The sequence below is a fragment of the Streptomyces sp. NPDC087428 genome (assembly GCF_044744085.1).
In the GTDB taxonomy this organism is placed as follows: domain Bacteria; phylum Actinomycetota; class Actinomycetes; order Streptomycetales; family Streptomycetaceae; genus Streptomyces.
Genome location: NZ_JBIUXR010000002.1, coordinates 681247 through 698650, shown reverse-complemented (window position 1 = coordinate 698650; position 17404 = coordinate 681247). Strand labels below are relative to the sequence as shown.

Below are 17404 nucleotides of genomic sequence, written 5' to 3'. Positions count from 1 at the left end.
GTGCCGGGCCCCGGCGCCCCGTCGTGACGTGCCCGGTCAGGGAGGCCCGCCGTGCCCCGTTCCGTACCGCTCCGCCGCCTGGTGGTGGCGCTGCTGCTGTCCTGCACCGTGCTGGTGGGCGCCACCGCGTGCGGCGGTGACGGCGACAGCTCCGCGAGCAGTTCGGCGTCCCCCTCCGGCACGTCGTCCGCCGAGGCGCAGAAGTTCGCCAAGACCCGTTTCGTCACCAACGCGGGGCTGGCCGCGGGCGCCACGTACCAGTGGGTCGTCAAGCCGTACCGCGCCGGCAAGTTCAAGAAGGGCGCGGACGGCCGGACCTTCGCGCTCGTCAAGGCCGGACTCGCGGGCGGCTTCGCCTACAACCGGCTCAAGGCCGCCGCCGACAACGCCAAGGGCGACCCGCTCCTCTCGAAGGCAGTCGCCCCGCTGACCGCGGGCATCGCCTCCCTCAAGGGCCTCGCCGGCAAGCTCAGCAAGGGCGAGGCGGGCGGAGGCGACATCGGCGCCTTCGAGAGCGTCATCAGCGGCATCAAGGACGCCGGGAAGAGCGCGGGCGCCGAGGTGAAGGACAAGGTGCCGTCCACCTCGCAGCTCGGCGGATAACCCGTGGGGGGACGGCTCAGGCCCCGATTAGGGTGCGGGCATGAGCCTTCTTCCCCATGAGCGCTACTGCGACGAAATCGTCCTGAGGACCGAGGCGTTGAGGGCAGCCGTGCGCGGCGCGGACCTCGACGCGACCGTGCCGACCTGCCCCGAGTGGACCCTGCGCGACCTCGCCGTCCACGTCGGCGGCGCCCACCGCTGGGCCGCCGAGATCGTGCGCACCCGGGCCACCGAGGCGGTCCCGGAGGAGAAGGTGCCGCACTTCACCCCCGACGGCGACGACCCCGCCGTGCTGGACGCCTGGCTGGCGGAGGGCGCGACGCTGACCGCCGGGGCGCTGCGGGAGGCGGGACCCGGGCTGAAGGTGTGGTCCTGGTTCCGGGACAACAGCACCGGGTTCTGGGCCCGCCGCATGGCGATCGAGACGGTCGTCCACCAGGCGGACGCGGCCCTGACCGCGAAGGTGCCCTATGCGATGGCCGCCGACCTGGCCGCGGACACCATCGACGAATGGCTGGAGATCGTCGCGTTCGCCCAGGCCGCCGGGGACGACCGGGAGGCGGCGGAGCTGCGCGGCGCCGGGCGCTCCATCCATCTGCACGCCACCGACACCCCCGGCGCCGAATGGCTGATCGAGTTCGGCGAGGACGGCTTCACCTGGCGCCGCGCGCACGAGAAGGCGACCGTGGCGCTGCGCGGGCCGCTCACCGATCTGATGCTGGTCTTCAACCGCCGCCTCGCCCCGGACAGCGACCGGGTGGAGGTCCTGGGCGACGCGGCGCTGCTGGACTTCTGGCTGGCGCGGTCGTCCTTCGGCTGACGGGCGGGGGCCGCGACGGCTCCGGCCGGTGTGCGGGGCGGGCGCCGCTGGGCCAAGCTGGAACGGCAGCCCGTCCCGTCCGGCGAGGAGGTGCCGATGGACCCGGTCCGGGCCCTGGAGCGGATCGCCTTCCTGCTGGAGCGCGGCGGGGGCGACACCTACCGCGTCCAGGCCTTCCGCACGGCCGCCCGCACCGTCGCCGCGATGGGCGAGGGCGAGGCCGTCCAGCGGGTGACGAACGGCTCGCTGGAGCGCGTCAAGGGCATCGGCCCCCGGACCGCGCAGGTCGTCCGCGAGGCCGTGGCCGGGCAGGCGCCCGCGTATCTGGAGCGGCTGGAGACCGAGGCCGAGGAGAGCGGGCCGCTCGCCGAGGGCGGTGAACGGCTGCGCGCGCTGCTGCGCGGCGACTGCCACCTGCACTCCGACTGGTCGGACGGCGGCAGCCCGATCGAGGAGATGGGCCGCACGGCCGCCGAGCTCGGCCACGACTGGGCGGTGCTCACCGACCACTCGCCCCGACTGACCGTGGCCAACGGACTCTCGCCCCGGCGGCTGCGCCGGCAACTGGCCGAGGTGGCCGAACTCAACGAGCAGTGGGCCCCGTTCAGGCTGCTGACCGGCATCGAGTGCGACATCAATCTCGACGGCACCCTCGACCAGGAGGACGAGCTGCTGGAACAGCTTGACCTGGTGGTGGTGTCCGTCCACTCCAAGCTGCGGATGGACCCGGGACCGATGACCCGGCGCCTCCTCGCGGCCGTCCGCCATCCGCGGGCGAACGTCCTCGGCCACTGCACAGGGCGGCTGATCACCGGCCGGGGCCGGCCCGAGTCGCAGTTCGACGCGGACGAGGTCTTCGCCGCCTGCGCGGAGGCGGGCACGGCCGTGGAGATCAACAGCAGACCCGAGCGGCTGGACCCGCCCAGGCGGCTGCTGCGCCGGGCCGTCGAGGCGGGCACGCTCTTCGCCGTCGACACCGACGCGCACGCGCCCGGACAGCTGGACTGGCAGATCCACGGCTGCGCCCGTGCAGAGGAGTGCGGGGTCCCGGCGGAACGCGTCGTCACGACGTGGACGGCCGACGAGCTGACGGCCTGGACGCGGGAGGGACGGCTTCCCGCGGGCGCTACTGGTTGAGCTCCGCCAGCACCCGCAGGGTGTGCGGGTCGGGGGCCGTCACCAGGAGGTCGGTGACCGGCCCCTTGCGCCACAACTCCAGCCGTTCCGCGATCCGTTCGCGGGGGCCGACCAGCGAGATCTCATCGGCGAACGCGTCCGGCACGGCGAGGACGGCCTCCTCCTTGCGCCCCTCCAGGAAGAGCCGCTGAATCCGCCGGGCCTCCTCCCCGAACCCCATCCGCGCCATCAGGTCCGCGTGGAAGTTGCGGGCGGCGGCGCCCATGCCGCCGATGTAGAAGCCGAGCATCGCCTTCACCGGCAGCAGTCCCTCCGCGACGTCGTCGCAGACCTGCGCACGGGCCATCGGCGCGATCATGAACCCTTCGCGGAGGCCGGTGAGCGAGGTCTCGTACACGTCGGCGCGCATCGGCGACCAGTACAGCGGCAGCCAGCCGTCCGCGATCCGGGTGGTCTGCGCGATGTTCTTCGGCCCCTCCGCGCCGAGCAGCACCGGGAGGTCCGCCCGCAGCGGATGGGTGATCGGCTTCAGCGGTTTGCCGAGCCCGGTGGCGTCCGGACCGTTGTACGGGTGCGAGTGGAACCGGCCGTCCAGCTCAACAGGTGCCTCGCGGCTGAGCACTTGGCGCACCACGTCGACGTACTCCCGGGTCGCGGTCAGCGGGCTGCGGGGGAACGGCCGCCCGTACCAGCCCTCGACGACCTGTGGACCGGAGAGCCCGAGGCCCAGCATCATCCGGCCGCCGGAGAGGTGATCGAGCGTCAGGGCGTGCATGGCGGTCGCGGTCGGGGTGCGCGCCGCCATCTGCGCGATGCCGGTGCCCAGCCGGATCCGGGAGGTGTGGGCGGCGATCCAGGTCAGCGGGGTGAAGGCGTCCGAACCCCAGGCCTCGGCCGTCCACACCGACGCGTAGCCCAGGTCCTCCGCCTCGCGGGCGAGGTCCAGATGGGCCGGGTTCGGGCCGCGGCCCCAGTATCCGAGAGCGAGTCCGAGCCGCATTCCGGTGCCTCCCAGCATTTCTGACGATGCATCAGATATAGCCGGAGGGTACGACAGCGGCCCCCCGCCCGGAAGGGGCGGGGGGCCGCTGTCGGTTGTCCGCGCGCCGCGTCGTCAGCCGCGCTGGATGCCCGTGGTGTCCTGGAGCACGCCACGACGGCCGTCCTGCGTCTGGGCGATGAGGCCCGGACCGCGCTGCTCGACCGCCAGGTACCAGGTACCCGGGGCCAGTTCGGCGATCGGGGACGGCGAACCGTCCTCGCCGTACAGCGGGCGGGCCACCGGAACCGCGAACCAGAACGGGGTGAACTCACCGGCCGGCGCACCGCCGGCCGCCGGGGTCTGCTGGGCCGGCGCACCGGCCTGCTGCGGCTCGGGCTGACCGGGCTGCTGGGCACCGTACGGCTGCGGCTGGCCCGGCTGCTGACCACCGAAGGACGGCTGCTGCGCGCCCGGGTAGCCGTAACCCTGGCCGGGCTGCGGCTGGCCGCCGTACGGCGGGTGCACGGCCTGCGGCTTCGGGGCGCCCATGAGCGGGGCCTTGAGCGCGGGGAGCAGCGGGGAGGCGACCGCGCCGGCGGCCAGCACCAGAGCGGCGATCATGCCGAGGATCAGACCGGCACCGGCGTCGATCTGGCCGAGGTCGATGATCGTCCAGAACAGGTTCCACGCGGTGAACACCGTGGCGGCCACGCCGAACTGGGCGAGATCCAGACCGGCGACCTTGCGCGGCTGCGGCTGGGAACGGGAGAGCACGATCAGCGCGGCTCCGGCCACCCCGACCATGTAGACACCGATCGCGTTGCCCAGCGAATCCCAGGAGTTCGGCGCGTCAATGCTGGAGTTCCCATAGGAGAAGTAGTCGAGGAAAGAGGCGATGAACAGCACGACCGCTGCTCCGATCACCACGCCATCGCCTCGAGTGAGGGAGCGGATATTCACGTGAAGGTCCTTAGTCGGTCGTCTCGTCGGGGCGGTCGTCGCTGCCACCGGTACGGGCGGGCACGGCGCGAAGCTCGGGGGCGGCTCCCCATCGTACGGATGAATCTATCGTCTGCCCGGTCGGGTGGTGGCCCCCGTCCGGACGTTGGGCCGGCATCCTCCCGAATTCATCGCAGAACCACCTCTTACTACCCGTTGAGGTAGCTGCTGATGCCGTCGGCGATCCCCTGCGCCGCCTTCTGGCGCCAGCTCGCACTGGTGAGCAGGGCCGCGTCCTTCGGATCACGCATATTGCCGCATTCGATGAACACTTTGGGCACGGTAGACAAATTAAGTCCGCCGAGATCCTTGCGGGTGTCCAGTCCGGTATTGCCGCCGATGTAATTGGAAGGCGCACTTCCGGTAGCGCGGACGAAGAGTCCGGCGATACGCGTACCGAGATCGCGCGACGGGCCGACGATCTCCGAGGTGTCTGCGTCGCCGCCGCGCACCGGGCCGGGAAGGATCACATGGAAGCCCCGGTTGCCGGCCGCCGATCCGTCCGCGTGTACCGAGACGACGGCATCGGCCCCGGCTTTGTTGCCGATCCGGGCCCGTTCGTCGACACACGGGCCGAACGGCCGGTCGTCGTCGTGCGTCAGCACCACCTTCGCGCCCTGTGCTCGCAGCAGTGCGCGCATCCGGTGCGACACGTCAAGGGTGAACTCGGCTTCCGCGTAACCGGAGTTGGTGGAGGTTCCGGTGGTGTCGCACTCCTTGTGCGTGGTGCCGATGTCCACCTGGCGGCCGATCTCGGCGGTGTGCAGGTGGTTGCGCGGATTGTGCCCGGGGTCGATGACGACCGTCTTCCCCGACAGGGGCCCGGACGGGGCGTCCGGCGCGGACGCCGACGGGGAGGGCGACCGCGGGGCGGCCGGACTGCTGCGCACCGGCGACGGGGAGGCCGGGGCCGGCGAGGAGGCCTGCGCGGGGGCCGGTCCGGTGGCCGTGGTGCCGGCCGGACCTGGCCGGGCCTGCGCGGTGTCATCGCCGCCGCCGCAGCCGGTGGCGCCCAGGCACAGCACGGTCAGCGTCGCGGCGGCGAACAGGGCCGGGCGGCGCGGGGTGGGGGGAACGCTCTCGTCGTCACGCACCCGGCGATGCTATCCGGGAGCCCGTCCGGCGTCCGGAGGCCTCAGACGCCGGGCCCGGTACGCCGCAGGACGCGCAGCGAGTCGGTCACCGAGACCTCGGTGAACGCCCCGGAGGCCAGCGCCCGCAGATAGATCCGGTACGGGGCCTGGCCGCCGTGCGCCGGGTCGGGGAACACGTCGTGGATCGCGAGCAGCCCGCCCTCTGCGACATGCGGCGCCCAGCCCTCGTAGTCGCCGTTCGCGTGCTCGTCGGTGTGCCCGCCGTCGATGAAGACCAGGCCGAGCGGCCCGCCCCAGACGGCCGCGACCTGCGGGGAGCGCCCCACGAGCGCCACCACGTGCTCCTCCAGACCGGCCGCGTGCAGCGTCCGGCGGAAGGTGGGCAGCGTGTCCATCCGGCCGACCTCCGGGTCCACCACGGTCGGATCGTGGTACTCCCAGCCGGGCTGCTGCTCCTCGCTGCCCCGGTGGTGGTCGACGGTGAGGGCCGTTGCCCCGGCGGCACGGGCGGCGTCGGCGAGCAGGAGGGTGGAGCGCCCGCAGTACGTGCCCACCTCCAGCAGCGGCAGCCCGAGCGCGGCGGCCTCGGTGGCGGCCGCGTACAGCGCCAGCCCCTCCACCACCGGCATGAAGCCCTTGGCGGCCTGGAACGCGGCAAGAATCTCCGGCTGGGGCTCGGCGGCCACGGGGTTCCTCCTGATGGGGCGGGATGCGGGGACGGGGCATGTCGACGGCGCCCCATCGTGCCGCACGTCCGGGCCGGGGGCGCGCGCGGGGGTGTGTCCGGGCCGCGGGGGAATGCCTGCGCCCCCGCCGAGAGTGTCGGCGGGGGCGCAGGTGGGGTGAGCCCGGGTCGGGGCGGGCCCCTGGTGGAGCCGTGACGCAGTGGTCAGCAGCTCTGCCAGAGTCGGGTCATGACACGGACGCCGAAGCGCAGTCCCTCCAGCGGGACGCGCTCGTCCACGCCGTGGAACAGGCGGCCGTAGTCAAGGTCGTGCGGGAGCTTCAGGCCCTTGAACCCGAAGCAGCGGATACCCAGGTGGGTGAAGGCCTTGGCGTCCGTACCGCCGGGGTTGCAGTACGGCACGGGGTGGCCGTCCGGGTCCTCGGCGCGCACCGCGTCGCACATGGCGTCGACGAGCGGGCCGTCGAAGGTGGTCTCCATCGCGATGTCGTGGTTGACCCACTCGCGGCTGACGGAGGGGAGCAGCAGCCTGTCGATCGTGTCGATCAGCTCCTGCTCGTGGCCGGGCAGGAAGCGGCCGTCGACGCGGGCGGTGGCCTTTCCGGGGATGACGTTGGTCTGGTAACCGGCGTTGAACATGGTGGGGTTCGCCGAGTTGCGGAGGACCACCTGCATGAAGTCGGAGACCGGGCCCAGCTTGGCGAGGCTGCCCTCGATGTCGTCCTCGTCGAACTCCACGCCGTAGAGGCGGGCGGCCTCTTCGAGCAGCGCGCGGACCGGTTCGATCAGCCGGATCGGGAAGGTCTCGCGGCCGATCCGGGTCAGCGACTCGGCGAGGTCGGTGACCGCGTTCTCGTCGTTGGGCGAGGAGCCGTGGCCGGCCCGGCCGGTCGCGGTGAGCTCCATCCAGGCCATGCCGCGCTGGGCGTTCTCGATCGGGTAGAGGCGCCGGGTGTCGTCGAGGGCGAAGGAGAACCCGCCGCCCTCGCCGATCGCCTCCGTGACCCCGGCGAACAGCTCCGGGCGGTGCTCGACGAGCCAGTGGGCGCCGAACTTGCCGCCCGCCTCCTCGTCGGCGAGGAAGGCCAGGACCAGGTCGCGCGAGGGCCGGGTGCCGGTGCGGGCGAAGTGCCGGGCGGTGGCCAGCATGACGGCCACCGTGTCCTTCATGTCGATCGCGCCGCGGCCCCACAGGTAGCCGTCCCGGATCTCACCGGAGAACGGGGGCACCTGCCACTCGGAGGCGTCGGCGGGGACGACGTCCAGATGGCCGTGGACCATCAGGGCGCCGCGCTCGGGATCACGGCCGGCGATCCGGGCGATGACGCTGGCCCGGCCCGGGGCGGACTCGATCAGCTCCGAGTCGATGCCCACCTCGGCGAGGCGGCCCACCACCCAGTCGGCACTCGCGCGCTCGTTGCTGGTGGGGTTGGAGGTGTCGAACCTGATCAGTTCGGCGCAGAGGTCGATGACCTCGGCCTGGGCCTCGTCGGAGGCGGGGACCAGGGCGGCGGCGGTGGGTTCGGGGGTGCTCATGCTGCTCCCACAGGGGTGGTGGCGGGGGCGTCGGGGACCGCGTTGTCCTCGTCGTCCTCGGTGGTGGAGGTGCCGTACGGCTTCACCCAGCCCAGCAGGCCGAGGACGCAGTACAGGACGAATGCGGTGGCCAGCGAGTTCAGGGCCGGGATGCCGCCGTCGTAGAACTTGCCGACGCAGAAGGCCACGATCCAGATGACGATGGACATCGGCACCCAGGTCGGCGAGGACTTCGGCAGGGTCTCGGCCTCGCGGGTCTCGTCCAGCGGCTTGCGCATCCGCTTCACGACCCAGTACTCGGCCACGATGATGCCGCCGATCGGCGGGATCGCGACGCCGAGGATCGTGAGGAACTCGGTGAAGTGGGTCATGATCCCGACGGCGGACAGGAGCGTGCCCGCGATGCCGAGGACGATGGTGACGGCGCCGCGGTGGATCCGCTTGCCGAAGACGACCTGGAAGAAGTTGACGACGCCGAGCGAGGAGCCGTACAGGTTCCAGTCGTTGATCTTCGCCGTGGACATCAGGACCACGATGACGCCGAAGGCGCCGGAGGTGGAGAGCACGATGTGCGAGACCTCGTTGCTCTTGACCAGGTGGCCCAGGAGCACGCCGGTCATGCCGACGATGTACTCGGAGAGGATCATCGAGGAGGCGCTCTGCACGAAGACGTGCGAGCCCTTCTTGTTGTAGCGGGTCATCTCCGGCGCGACGATGGCGCCGGTCATGAAGCCGCCCGCGATGGCGGTGGCGGCGACCGCGAGGGGAATCGTCTGGCCGGGCGGCGGCGAGTTGATCAGGTCACTGAGGGAGTGGTCCTTCAGCGTCGTGATGACCGACCAGGCGACCATCGCGAAGAAGAGCGGGGTGACGATCTTCGCGAAGACGGCCATGTACTTGAAGCCGAAGATCACCAGGGCGGTGATGGCGATGCCCGCTATCACGCACCACATCCAGGACGGTCCGCCGACCAGCGCAGAGACGCTGTTGCCGAAGATCGTGTTCTGGACGCCGAACCAGCCGACCAGGCTGACCGCGATGACGAAGCTGACCAGCGCGGAGCCGTTGCGGCCGAAGCCCACCCAGCGGGTCAGCATCGGGGTCGCGAGACCCTCGCGCATACCGGCCAGGCCGATCGCGAAGATCACGATCTCCAGGATGACCGCGCCGAGCGTGAAGGCGAGGAAGGCGTTGCCGAAGGTCATGCCGACGCCGATGGTGGCGCCGAGCGTGAACTGCGAGATCGAGCCGGACTGGGCCAGCCACTGGAGCAGCATGGACCAGAAGCCGAACCGCTTGTCGCGCGGGACGCGCGAGAGCGAGTAGTCGTCGCTGCCGATGCTCTTGGTCTCGTTGACCGCGGCGTCGGCCGGAGGGGCGGCAGCCATCAGGACTCCTGGGGTGTGCGGCCGAAGGTCTGCAGGTGGGACAGCGACCCGTAGCGGTTGACGAGGTTGTCGAACTCCACGGCGTCGTGGAAGTCCAGGTGGCCCGCGCCGTAGGCCTTGGCGACCTCCACGGCGTAGCGGGCGGCGGACGCGATGTCGCTCTCGTGACTCGCGCCCGTGCCGCAGCCGGGCACCGCGGCGGCCGAGGTGATGGCCAGACCGATGACGGGGGCGGCCGTCGCGGTGGAGGGCTGGAGGATCGAATTGATGTGATGTGCACCGTTACCGTACGGCGTGATGTCCTGAGTCGTCACGGGGTATGTGACCAAGGGCTCACCGGTCACCACGGCCAGCAGCTCCCCGAGCTGCTCGCTCACCCGGAGCACCCAGCCCTCCTTGACGGTGGGCGACAGGGCGAGGCCCTTGTGGTTGATGATGCGGTTGCCCTTGGTGGTGTCGATGGAGAGCACGGCCTCCATGGCGTCCGTCACCTCGTGGCGGTTCATGGTGGCGATGTCCACGGGCGAGCCCATGAACGGCACCGGGTCGTGCGGCTCGGTCGGCGCGTTCGGGCAGATGTGGGTGGCGACGATCACATCGCCGGGCAGCACATCGCCGCGGCGGCGCATGTCGAGCAGCTTCGCGGCGGTGGCGACGGCGGAGACCGCCCCGTCGGCGTCGGAGACCAGGCCGGTCACCTCGGGCCGGGCGCCGATGCCGCCGAGCCGGCCGACCACGCCCAGGGTGCGGGCGGTGCCCCCGGCCGTGCGTCCCCGGGAGCCGGGGATGCGGACCATCACGAAGTCCGTCGAGCCCCGCTCGCCGGTGACCGTGGTGACCTCCGCGGACGAGCCCTCGGCCCCCGCCACGGCGTCGAGGTACTCGACGACCGTCTTGCCATTGGCCTGCGGGTCGTCGAGGAGGTCGACGATGTCCAGTACGTACTTCAACATGGGGGGCCTTTCTCGCGCATCCATCACACCCGTCCGGCGCCCGGCAGGGAGAAGGACGCCGGACGGGGTGCTGAGAGCAGATTCGGGATCCGATAGCGTTGAGCGCAACCATTTCCCGTTATTTGCAACTCGGGTCTGAAGGGTGAGATGACGATGGCGGACTTCGATCTTGACCGGCGGACGCCCGCCGGAGCCCTGCAAACCGTCGACCGGGCGCTTCTCGTGCTGCTCGCGTTCGAGCGGACCAGGCCCGACTGGGGCGTCACCGAGGTCGCCGAGGAGTTCGGCTGGGACACCTCGGTGGCCCAGCGGCTGCTCGCCACCCTCGCGGGCCGCGGCTTCCTGGTCTCCGACCCGGCCACCCGCCGCTACCGCATCGGCCCCGCCGTGCTGCGCCTGGGCAGGCTCTGGGAGCGCTCCGGATCGCTGGAGCTGCTCGCCGGGCCGGTCCTGGAGGAGCTGCGCCGGGTCACCGGCGACACCGTGCTGTTCTGCCTGCCGGACAGCTTCCACATGCGGTGCGTGGCGGCCGAGGAGGGCGAGACCGGGCCGCTGCGCTACTACCCCCTGGTCGGTGAGCTCTACCCGGCGCACGCCGGGGCGACCAGTAAGTCGTTCTACGCCTACCTGCCGGACGAGCAGCGCCACCGGCTCTTCCGGGGACGCCCGATGGCCCGGTTCACGGACCGGACGGTGACTGATCCGGACCTGCTGGAGCGGGAGCTGCTGAAGGTGCGCGCCCAGGGGTACGCCTGGACGGTCGGTGAGTACGACACCGGCATCGCGACCCTCGCCGTACCGGTCTTCCTCGGGCGCGAGCCGTACGGAAGCCTCAGTCTGGGCGGCGCGGAGGCACGGTTCGAGGGGGCGCCGGAGAACCGGATCGACGCGCTGCGCAAGGCGGCCGACATGCTGGAGAGGCGCCTCACCCACCCGCCGCAACGCCCCAAGCCCCGGTCCCGCCGCACCACCTGACCGGCGATCGGGCCCCGCTCCACCCGCACGACCTGAACCGAAGAGAACCCAAGAGGAACCCCGTGAATCTGCTCCTGCTCTCCAACTCCACCCAGCACGGCTGCGGTTACCTGGAACACGCCCTCGACACGGTGCGGGCGTTCCTGCCCTCCGACGCCCGGCTGGCCTTCGTGCCGTACGCGCTCGCGGACTACACGACGTACACCGCGCGGGTCCGTGACGCCCTGGAGCCGGCCGGCATCAGCGTCCGCGGCGTCCATGAGAACGCCGACCCGGTCGCCGAACTCGCCGCGTCCGACGCCGTGTTCATCGGCGGCGGCAACTCCTTCCGGCTGCTGAGCGCGCTCTACCGGACCGGGCTGCGCGACGCCGTGATCGAGGCGGTGCGCGACGGGCTGCCGTACATGGGGGCCAGCGCGGGCACGAACATGGCGTCGCCCACCCTGCGCACCACCAACGACATGCCGATCGTGCAGCCGCCGTCCTTCGAGACGCTCGGCCTCGTCCCGTTCCAGATCAACCCGCACTACCTGGACCCGGACCCGGACAGCACCCACAAGGGCGAGACCCGCGAGGAACGGCTCACCGAGTTCCTGGAGGAGAACGACGTCCCGGTGCTCGGGCTGCGCGAGGGCTCATGGCTGCGGGTCAACGGGCGCCAGGCCCGGGTCCAGGGCGCCCGCCCTGCGCGGCTGTTCACCCGCGGCGCGCGGCCGCAGGAGCTCCCGGCGGGGACGGACGTCTCTCATCTGCTCACGACCGCACCGAGGTTCGACGCGCCGGTGCGCTGAGGGACAGCACCAGATCGGCCTCGGCGGGCCGGCCGCTCGCCGGGTGGGCCGCCGGGTAGGCGCGCGGCGCGTATCCGGCGGCCGATCCGGCCAGGACGAAGCTGCCGCCGGCCGGGGCGGCGAGCGCGTACCGGCCCTCCGCGTCCGTCGTGGTGAGCCCGGCCTGCCGGCCCTGCCGGTCGATCAGGGTGACGTTGGCGCCGGCCACCGGGGTCCCGTCGGCCTCGAGGACCCGGCCGCGGAAGCCGGAGCCGGGGAGCGGGAGCGGGAGGCCGGACAGCCGGGCCGTCGCGTCGCCCGCGCTGCTCGCCAGCAGGACCGGCGCGGCGGCCGCCCGCTGCGACGGCAGGAACGCGGCCAGCACCAGTCCGGCCAGCACCGCACCCGTCGCGATCATGAACGAGGTGCGGAAGCCCTGCATGCTGGGCACCGCGACCGGCCCCGTCTGTACGGAGGTGTGGGCCAGCACCATGCCGATCACCGCGCTGGACACCGAGGTGCCGATCGAGCGCATCAGGGTGTTGAGCCCGGTGGCCGCACCCGTCTCCGAGGCGTCGACGGCCCCGATGATCAGTGCGGGCAGCGAGGAGTAGGCGAGCCCGATGCCGGCACCGAGCACCACCGCGATCACGACGGTCTGCCAGGCGGCGCTCATCAGGCCGAGCCCGGCCCCGTATCCGACGGCGATGACCGCCATGCCGAGCATCAGTGTGACCTTGGGGCCGTACCGGGCGGACAGCCGGGCGTACAGCGGGGCGACGAGCATCATCGTCAGGCCCAGCGGCGCCACGCACAGCCCGGCGACCACCATCGACTGGCCGAGGCCGTAGCCGGTGGACAGCGGCAGCTGGAGCAGTTGCGGCAGGACCAGCGAGACGGCGTAGAAGGCGACCCCGACCATGATCGAGGCGAGGTTGGTGAGCAGCACCTCGCGGCGTGCGGTGGTCCGCAGGTCGACCAGGGGCGCGTCGCTGCGCAGCTCGAAGACGCCCCACAGCAGCAGCACCAGCAGTCCGGCGGCGACCAGCCCGAGGGTGGTGGGAGAGGTCCAGCCCCAGTCGCTGCCCTTGGTGATGGGCAGCAGCAGCAGGACCAGTCCGGCCGAGAGGCCGAGGGCGCCGGTGACGTCGAACCGGCCGGGGGCCCGCAGCTCGGGCTCCGGCACCGCGAGCACGGTCAGCCCCATGGCGAGCACGCCGAGGCCGGCCGAGCCGAAGAAGAGGGTGTGCCAGTCGGTGTGCTGGGCGACCAGGGCGGCGGCGGGCAGGGCGAGTCCGCCCCCGACGCCGATCGAGGAGCTCATCAGGGCCATGGCCGAGCCGAGCCTCTCGCGCGGCAGCTCGTCGCGCATGATGCCGATGCCCAGCGGGATGGCGCCCATGGCGAAGCCCTGGAGCGCGCGGCCCACGATCATGATCACGAGGTCATCGGTGAAGGCGCATATCAGGGAGCCGACGACCATGACGGCGAGGCTGGCCAGCAGCATCCTCCGCTTGCCGTTGAGGTCTCCGAGCCGCCCCATGATCGGTGTGGAGACGGCTCCGGCGAGCAGGGTCGCCGTCATCACCCAGGTGGCGTTGGACGGGTCGGTGTCGAGAAGGGCGGGCAGGTCCTTGATGACGGGGACGAGCAGGGTCTGCATCACCGCCACGGTGATACCCGCGAAGGCGAGCACGGGGACGATCCCCTTGCCCGTCTTCGACGTCCGCGGCGAGGGAAGCTCCGCGGGCTGCTGTTCGTGCGTCGTCTGTGGCATACGTGCGGCCTCCGGGCAGCGGAAGAGGGAGGGACGGGAAGGCGTGCGGGCCGTGCTGCGGGCAGCGTCGCCCGCCAAGTGTGTGCAGGGTGCAACCTTCCGCACGTCCGAGGTATTCCGGTGAACGAGGTGCGAACAGGACACGGCGGCGGCCGCGAGTGCGCCTCCGGCCGGAAACAGATGCGCATCTGACCTTCCGTCAGATTGGAACGTGTTCTACTCTTGCGCCGTTCCAGTGGCTGCGACCGGCGAGGATCCGCATGGGCATCGGAATCACCGAAGAACACAGGGAGCTCGCGCAGGCCGTACGGGGGTGGCTCGCGCGGACCGTACCGCCCGGGGAAATACGGAAAATTCTTGACGCGGACGCCCCCACCGCCACCGGCGCACGCCCCGATTACTGGGACGGGCTGGCGGAACAGGGCCTGCTCGGCATCCATCTTCCCGAGGAGGACGGAGGCGGAGGCGGCGGGCTGCTCGATCTCGCCGTCGTCCTCGAAGAGGCGGGCCGGGCCGCGCTCCCCGGCCCCTTCCTGGCGAGCGCCCTCGCCTCCGCGGTGCTGCACGCCTCGGCGCCGGACACGTCCGCCCTGGTACGGGGCCTCGCCGCGGGCCGCCGCATCGGTGCCGTCGCGCTGGGCCCCGGCAGCCTCACCGCCGTCGAACAGGAGGACGGCCACCTGCTGGACGGCGAATTCCCGCCGGTGCTCTCCGCCGCCGGGGCCGACCTGCTGCTGCTCCCCGCCGCCACGGTCACCGGCACCCGCTGGTTCGCCGTCGACACCGGCACCCGGGGACTGGCCGTACGCCCGCACCGCGGCGCCGACCCGACCCGCCCCACCGCGGAGGTCCGGGCCGAAGGCGTCCTGGTCCCCGCCGGGCGGCTGCTGCCCACCGACTCCGGACTCGTCCGCGACCTCGCCGCCGTCCTCTTCGCCGCCGAGGCCTGCGGCACCGCCGCCCGCTCGCTGGACACCGCCACCGGACACGCCAAGGTCCGCGAGCAGTTCGGCCGCCCCATCGGACAGTTCCAGGGCGTCAAGCACCTCTGCGCGGACATGCTCGTACGGGTCGAACAGGCCCGCGCGCTGGTCTGGGATGCCGCCCGCGCGGCCGACGAGGCACCGGAGGTACGGGGCATGGCCGCGGCCCTCGCCGCGTCGACCGCCCTGGACGCCGCGTACACCTGCGCCAAGGACGCCATCCAGATCCTCGGCGGGATCGGCTTCACCTGGGAGCACGACGCCCACCTGTACCTGCGCCGCGCCCTGGTGGCCCGCCAACTGCTGGGGTCGGGGGACGTCCACCGGCAGCGCGCCGTCCGGCTCGCCGCCGCCGGGGCGCGCCGCGAACTCACCCTGGAACTACCGGCGGAGGCGGCCGCACACCGCACGGCGGCCCGCGAGGCCGTCGCCGCCGCCCGGGGCCTGGACCCGAAGGCGGCCCGCCGCGCCCTCGCCCCCACCGGCTACGCCGCCCCGCATCTGCCCGCGCCCTACGGCCTGGACGCCGGCCCCGTACAACAACTCGCCGTACAACAGGAGTTGCGCGAACAGGGCGTGAAACTGAGCGACCTCCAGATCGCCACCTGGGTGGTGCCCTCCCTCCTCGCACACGGGACGCCCGAGCAGCAGGACCGCTATCTGCTGCCGACCCTGCGCGGCGAACTCCTGTGGTGCCAGCTGTTCTCCGAACCCGAAGCGGGCTCCGACCTCGCCTCGCTGCGCACCCGGGCCGAACGCACCCCGGAGGGCTGGCGGATCAACGGCCAGAAGGTCTGGACGAGCGCGGCCCAGTGGGCCGACCACGGCATCCTGCTCGCCAGGACCGACCCGGACGCCCCCAAGCACCAGGGCCTCGGCTACTTCCTCGTCGACATGAAGAACACCGAGGGCATCGACATCCGCCCGCTGAAGGAGATCACCGGGGACTCCCTCTTCAACGAGGTGTACTTCGACGACGTGACGCTGCCCGCCGACGCCCTGGTCGGCGAGGCCGGCGGCGGCTGGCAGGTCGCCCGCAACACCCTGGGCAACGAACGCGTCCACATGGCCGACCAGATGACCTTCGACACCGGCCTCGAAGCCCTGATCGACCGCTCCGCCGGACTCGACGGCGCCTGCCGGGCCCGGATCGGAGCACTCGCCGCCGAGGCCCACGCACTGGCCTGCATCGGGCTGCGCACCACGCTGCAACAGGTCTCCGGCCTCGAACCCGGCGCCGGCGCCTCGGTACGCAAGCTCATCCAGACCGCCCACCAGCAGAAGGTCGCCGAACTCGCCCTCGAACTCCTCGGCCCCGCAGGCGCGGTGGCCGAGGGAGCGGGCGAACGGGCCGTGCACGGATTCCTGATGTCCCGCTGCCTGACCATCGCGGGCGGCACCACCCAGGTCCAGCTCAACGTCGTCGCCGAGCGCATCCTCGGCCTGCCGAGGGACTGAGAGGGGCCACCGCCCCTCCGAAAGGACACACCATGACAGCGAAGGCCGCGAAGGCATACATCGTCGGCGTAGGGATGACGAAGTTCGAGAAGCCCGAGACCCGCGACTGGCAGTACTGGGACATGGCGAAGGAAGCGGGCACGGCCGCGCTCACCGACGCCGGTGTCGCCTACGAGGACGTCCAGCAGGCCGCCGTCGGCTACTGCTTCCAGGCCTCCACCGCCGGACAGCGCGCCGTGTACGAGCTCGGGCTGACCGGGATACCCGTCTACAACGTCAACAACAACTGCGCCACCGGCTCCACCGCGCTGATGATGGCCCGGCAGTTCGTCGAGGGCGGCGGCAGCGACTGCGTCCTCGCGCTCGGCTTCGAGAAGATGGCGCGCGGATCGCTCGGCGGCGGCGGGTCCGACGGCGGAGCGGGTGATTTCAAGACGTCCCCGGTCGCCCGCCACTACGGGATCATGGCCGCCGGACACGGCTTCGAGATGACCCCGCCCACCGCCCAGATCTTCGGCAACGCGGCCCGCGAGCACATGAAGAAGTACGGCACGACCGAGGCGCAGCTCGCCGCCGTCGCGGCCAAGAACCACCGCCACTCGACGGGCAACCCGTACGCCCAGTTCCAGGCCCCGTACACGGTCGACGAGGTCCTCGCCGCGAAACCGATCCACCACCCGCTGACCCGGCTCCAGTGCTCACCGACCTCCGACGGCGCGGCCGCGGCCGTCGTCGTCTCCGGGCGCTTCGTCGAGGAGCACGGGCTCGGCGACCGGGCCGTCGAGATCGCCGCCCAGGCCATGACGACCGACACCGGGGACTCCTTCGCCTCCGGGACCTGCATCGACGCGGTCGGCCTGCCCATGTCACGGGAGGCGGCCCGCCAGGTGTACGAGAGCGCGGGCATCGGAGCCGACGACCTCGACGTCATCGAACTCCACGACTGCTTCTCCATCAACGAACTCCTCACCTACGAGGCGCTCGGGCTGTGCGGCGAGGGCGAGTCCGGGGCGCTCGTCGAGTCCGGCGCCACCACCCACGGCGGCCGCTGGGTGGTCAACCCGTCGGGCGGCCTGATCTCCAAGGGGCACCCGCTCGGCGCCACCGGAATCGCCCAGGCCGCCGAACTCACCTGGCAGCTCAGGGACGAGGCCGGCGCCCGCCAGGTGCCCGGCGCCCGCACCGGACTCGCCCACAACATCGGGCTCGGCGGCGCGGCCGTGGTGACACTTCTGCGCCGCTGA

The 17404-nt window shown here is 72.1% G+C and carries 15 protein-coding genes; 7 read left to right on the top strand and 8 right to left on the bottom strand.

All coding sequences use genetic code 11. The annotated features are described in order from the left end of the window. Positions 1 to 51 precede the first annotated feature (51 nt). From ACIO3R_RS06810 to ACIO3R_RS06800, 3 genes are all read left to right on the top strand, one after another. Entirely contained in the window at positions 52 to 603 is a 552-nt protein-coding gene (locus tag ACIO3R_RS06810) for a hypothetical protein (RefSeq protein WP_385039372.1), read from the top strand. Between the two features lie 40 nt (positions 604 to 643). Continuing rightward, positions 644 to 1423 carry a maleylpyruvate isomerase family mycothiol-dependent enzyme gene (locus tag ACIO3R_RS06805; protein ID WP_402103976.1) on the top strand — a complete coding sequence of 260 codons (780 nt, stop codon included), beginning with the start codon at positions 644 to 646 and terminating at the stop codon, positions 1421 to 1423. Positions 1424 to 1519: 96 nt separating this feature from the next. Further along, positions 1520 to 2560: a PHP domain-containing protein gene (locus ACIO3R_RS06800; RefSeq protein ID WP_385039367.1), complete on the top strand. Its 1041-nt coding sequence runs from the start codon at positions 1520 to 1522 to the stop codon at positions 2558 to 2560. Here ACIO3R_RS06800 and ACIO3R_RS06795 read toward each other — a convergent pair. The 7 genes from ACIO3R_RS06795 to ACIO3R_RS06765 all read right to left on the bottom strand — a co-directional run bounded on the left by ACIO3R_RS06795 (position 2550) and on the right by ACIO3R_RS06765 (position 10197). Continuing rightward, positions 2550 to 3560: an LLM class F420-dependent oxidoreductase gene (locus tag ACIO3R_RS06795; protein WP_385039364.1), complete on the bottom strand. Its 1011-nt coding sequence runs from the start codon at positions 3558 to 3560 to the stop codon at positions 2550 to 2552. The genes ACIO3R_RS06800 and ACIO3R_RS06795 overlap by 11 nt on opposite strands. A 114-nt stretch (positions 3561 to 3674) precedes the next feature. Next, positions 3675 to 4469 carry a hypothetical protein gene (locus tag ACIO3R_RS06790; RefSeq protein WP_385040992.1) on the bottom strand — a complete coding sequence of 265 codons (795 nt, stop codon included), beginning with the start codon at positions 4467 to 4469 and terminating at the stop codon, positions 3675 to 3677. Between the two features lie 221 nt (positions 4470 to 4690). Then, the gene (locus ACIO3R_RS06785) at positions 4691 to 5635 is read right to left on the bottom strand and encodes an N-acetylmuramoyl-L-alanine amidase (protein ID WP_385346408.1); all 945 of its coding nucleotides are present in this window, start codon (positions 5633 to 5635) and stop codon (positions 4691 to 4693) included. A 41-nt stretch (positions 5636 to 5676) separates the two neighbouring features. Then, the gene (locus tag ACIO3R_RS06780; protein ID WP_402103971.1) at positions 5677 to 6321 is read right to left on the bottom strand and encodes a class I SAM-dependent methyltransferase; all 645 of its coding nucleotides are present in this window, start codon (positions 6319 to 6321) and stop codon (positions 5677 to 5679) included. Between the two features lie 203 nt (positions 6322 to 6524). Then, complete coding sequence (locus ACIO3R_RS06775; RefSeq protein WP_402103967.1) at positions 6525 to 7856, bottom strand: M20/M25/M40 family metallo-hydrolase; 1332 nt, start codon at positions 7854 to 7856, stop codon at positions 6525 to 6527. Then, entirely contained in the window at positions 7853 to 9244 is a 1392-nt protein-coding gene (locus ACIO3R_RS06770) for a cytosine permease (RefSeq protein WP_385040978.1), read from the bottom strand. The genes ACIO3R_RS06775 and ACIO3R_RS06770 overlap by 4 nt, the downstream gene beginning before the upstream one ends. Further along, on the bottom strand, positions 9244 to 10197 hold the full coding sequence (locus ACIO3R_RS06765; protein WP_402103964.1) for a DUF1177 domain-containing protein: 954 nt from the start codon (positions 10195 to 10197) through the stop codon (positions 9244 to 9246). The genes ACIO3R_RS06770 and ACIO3R_RS06765 overlap by 1 nt, the downstream gene beginning before the upstream one ends. Positions 10198 to 10344: 147 nt before the next feature. Between ACIO3R_RS06765 and ACIO3R_RS06760 the strand changes: the two genes are divergently transcribed. Together ACIO3R_RS06760 and pepE are read left to right on the top strand one after the other, a co-directional pair. Next, complete coding sequence (locus ACIO3R_RS06760) at positions 10345 to 11172, top strand: IclR family transcriptional regulator (protein ID WP_363027066.1); 828 nt, start codon at positions 10345 to 10347, stop codon at positions 11170 to 11172. Positions 11173 to 11234: 62 nt separating this feature from the next. Continuing rightward, positions 11235 to 11963 (top strand): dipeptidase PepE, encoded by a 729-nt coding sequence (pepE, locus tag ACIO3R_RS06755; RefSeq protein WP_402103961.1) that lies wholly within the window; start codon positions 11235 to 11237, stop codon positions 11961 to 11963. Here pepE and ACIO3R_RS06750 read toward each other — a convergent pair. Beyond that, positions 11926 to 13719, bottom strand: coding sequence for an MFS transporter (locus tag ACIO3R_RS06750; RefSeq protein ID WP_385029274.1), 1794 nt, complete (start codon positions 13717 to 13719; stop codon positions 11926 to 11928). The genes pepE and ACIO3R_RS06750 overlap by 38 nt on opposite strands. A 260-nt stretch (positions 13720 to 13979) precedes the next feature. Between ACIO3R_RS06750 and ACIO3R_RS06745 the strand changes: the two genes are divergently transcribed. Beyond that, positions 13980 to 16160 carry an acyl-CoA dehydrogenase gene (locus tag ACIO3R_RS06745; protein WP_402103958.1) on the top strand — a complete coding sequence of 727 codons (2181 nt, stop codon included), beginning with the start codon at positions 13980 to 13982 and terminating at the stop codon, positions 16158 to 16160. 32 nt (positions 16161 to 16192) lie between these two features. Further along, positions 16193 to 17404 (top strand): lipid-transfer protein, encoded by a 1212-nt coding sequence (locus tag ACIO3R_RS06740; protein ID WP_385346419.1) that lies wholly within the window; start codon positions 16193 to 16195, stop codon positions 17402 to 17404.

Bases quoted from the DNA above. Each gene is read 5' to 3' on its own strand.
- ACIO3R_RS06805 (WP_402103976.1), top strand. From the start codon at position 644: ATGAGCCTTCTTCCCCATGAGCGCTACTGCGACGAAATCGTCCTGAGG.
- ACIO3R_RS06800 (WP_385039367.1), top strand. From the start codon at position 1,520: ATGGACCCGGTCCGGGCCCTGGAGCGGATCGCCTTCCTGCTGGAGCGC.
- ACIO3R_RS06795 (WP_385039364.1), bottom strand. From the start codon at position 3,560: ATGCGGCTCGGACTCGCTCTCGGATACTGGGGCCGCGGCCCGAACCCG.
- ACIO3R_RS06775 (WP_402103967.1), bottom strand. From the start codon at position 7,856: ATGAGCACCCCCGAACCCACCGCCGCCGCCCTGGTCCCCGCCTCCGAC.
- ACIO3R_RS06770 (WP_385040978.1), bottom strand. From the start codon at position 9,244: ATGGCTGCCGCCCCTCCGGCCGACGCCGCGGTCAACGAGACCAAGAGC.
- ACIO3R_RS06765 (WP_402103964.1), bottom strand. From the start codon at position 10,197: ATGTTGAAGTACGTACTGGACATCGTCGACCTCCTCGACGACCCGCAG.
- ACIO3R_RS06760 (WP_363027066.1), top strand. From the start codon at position 10,345: ATGACGATGGCGGACTTCGATCTTGACCGGCGGACGCCCGCCGGAGCC.
- ACIO3R_RS06750 (WP_385029274.1), bottom strand. From the start codon at position 13,719: ATGCCACAGACGACGCACGAACAGCAGCCCGCGGAGCTTCCCTCGCCG.
- ACIO3R_RS06745 (WP_402103958.1), top strand. From the start codon at position 13,980: ATGGGCATCGGAATCACCGAAGAACACAGGGAGCTCGCGCAGGCCGTA.
- ACIO3R_RS06740 (WP_385346419.1), top strand. From the start codon at position 16,193: ATGACAGCGAAGGCCGCGAAGGCATACATCGTCGGCGTAGGGATGACG.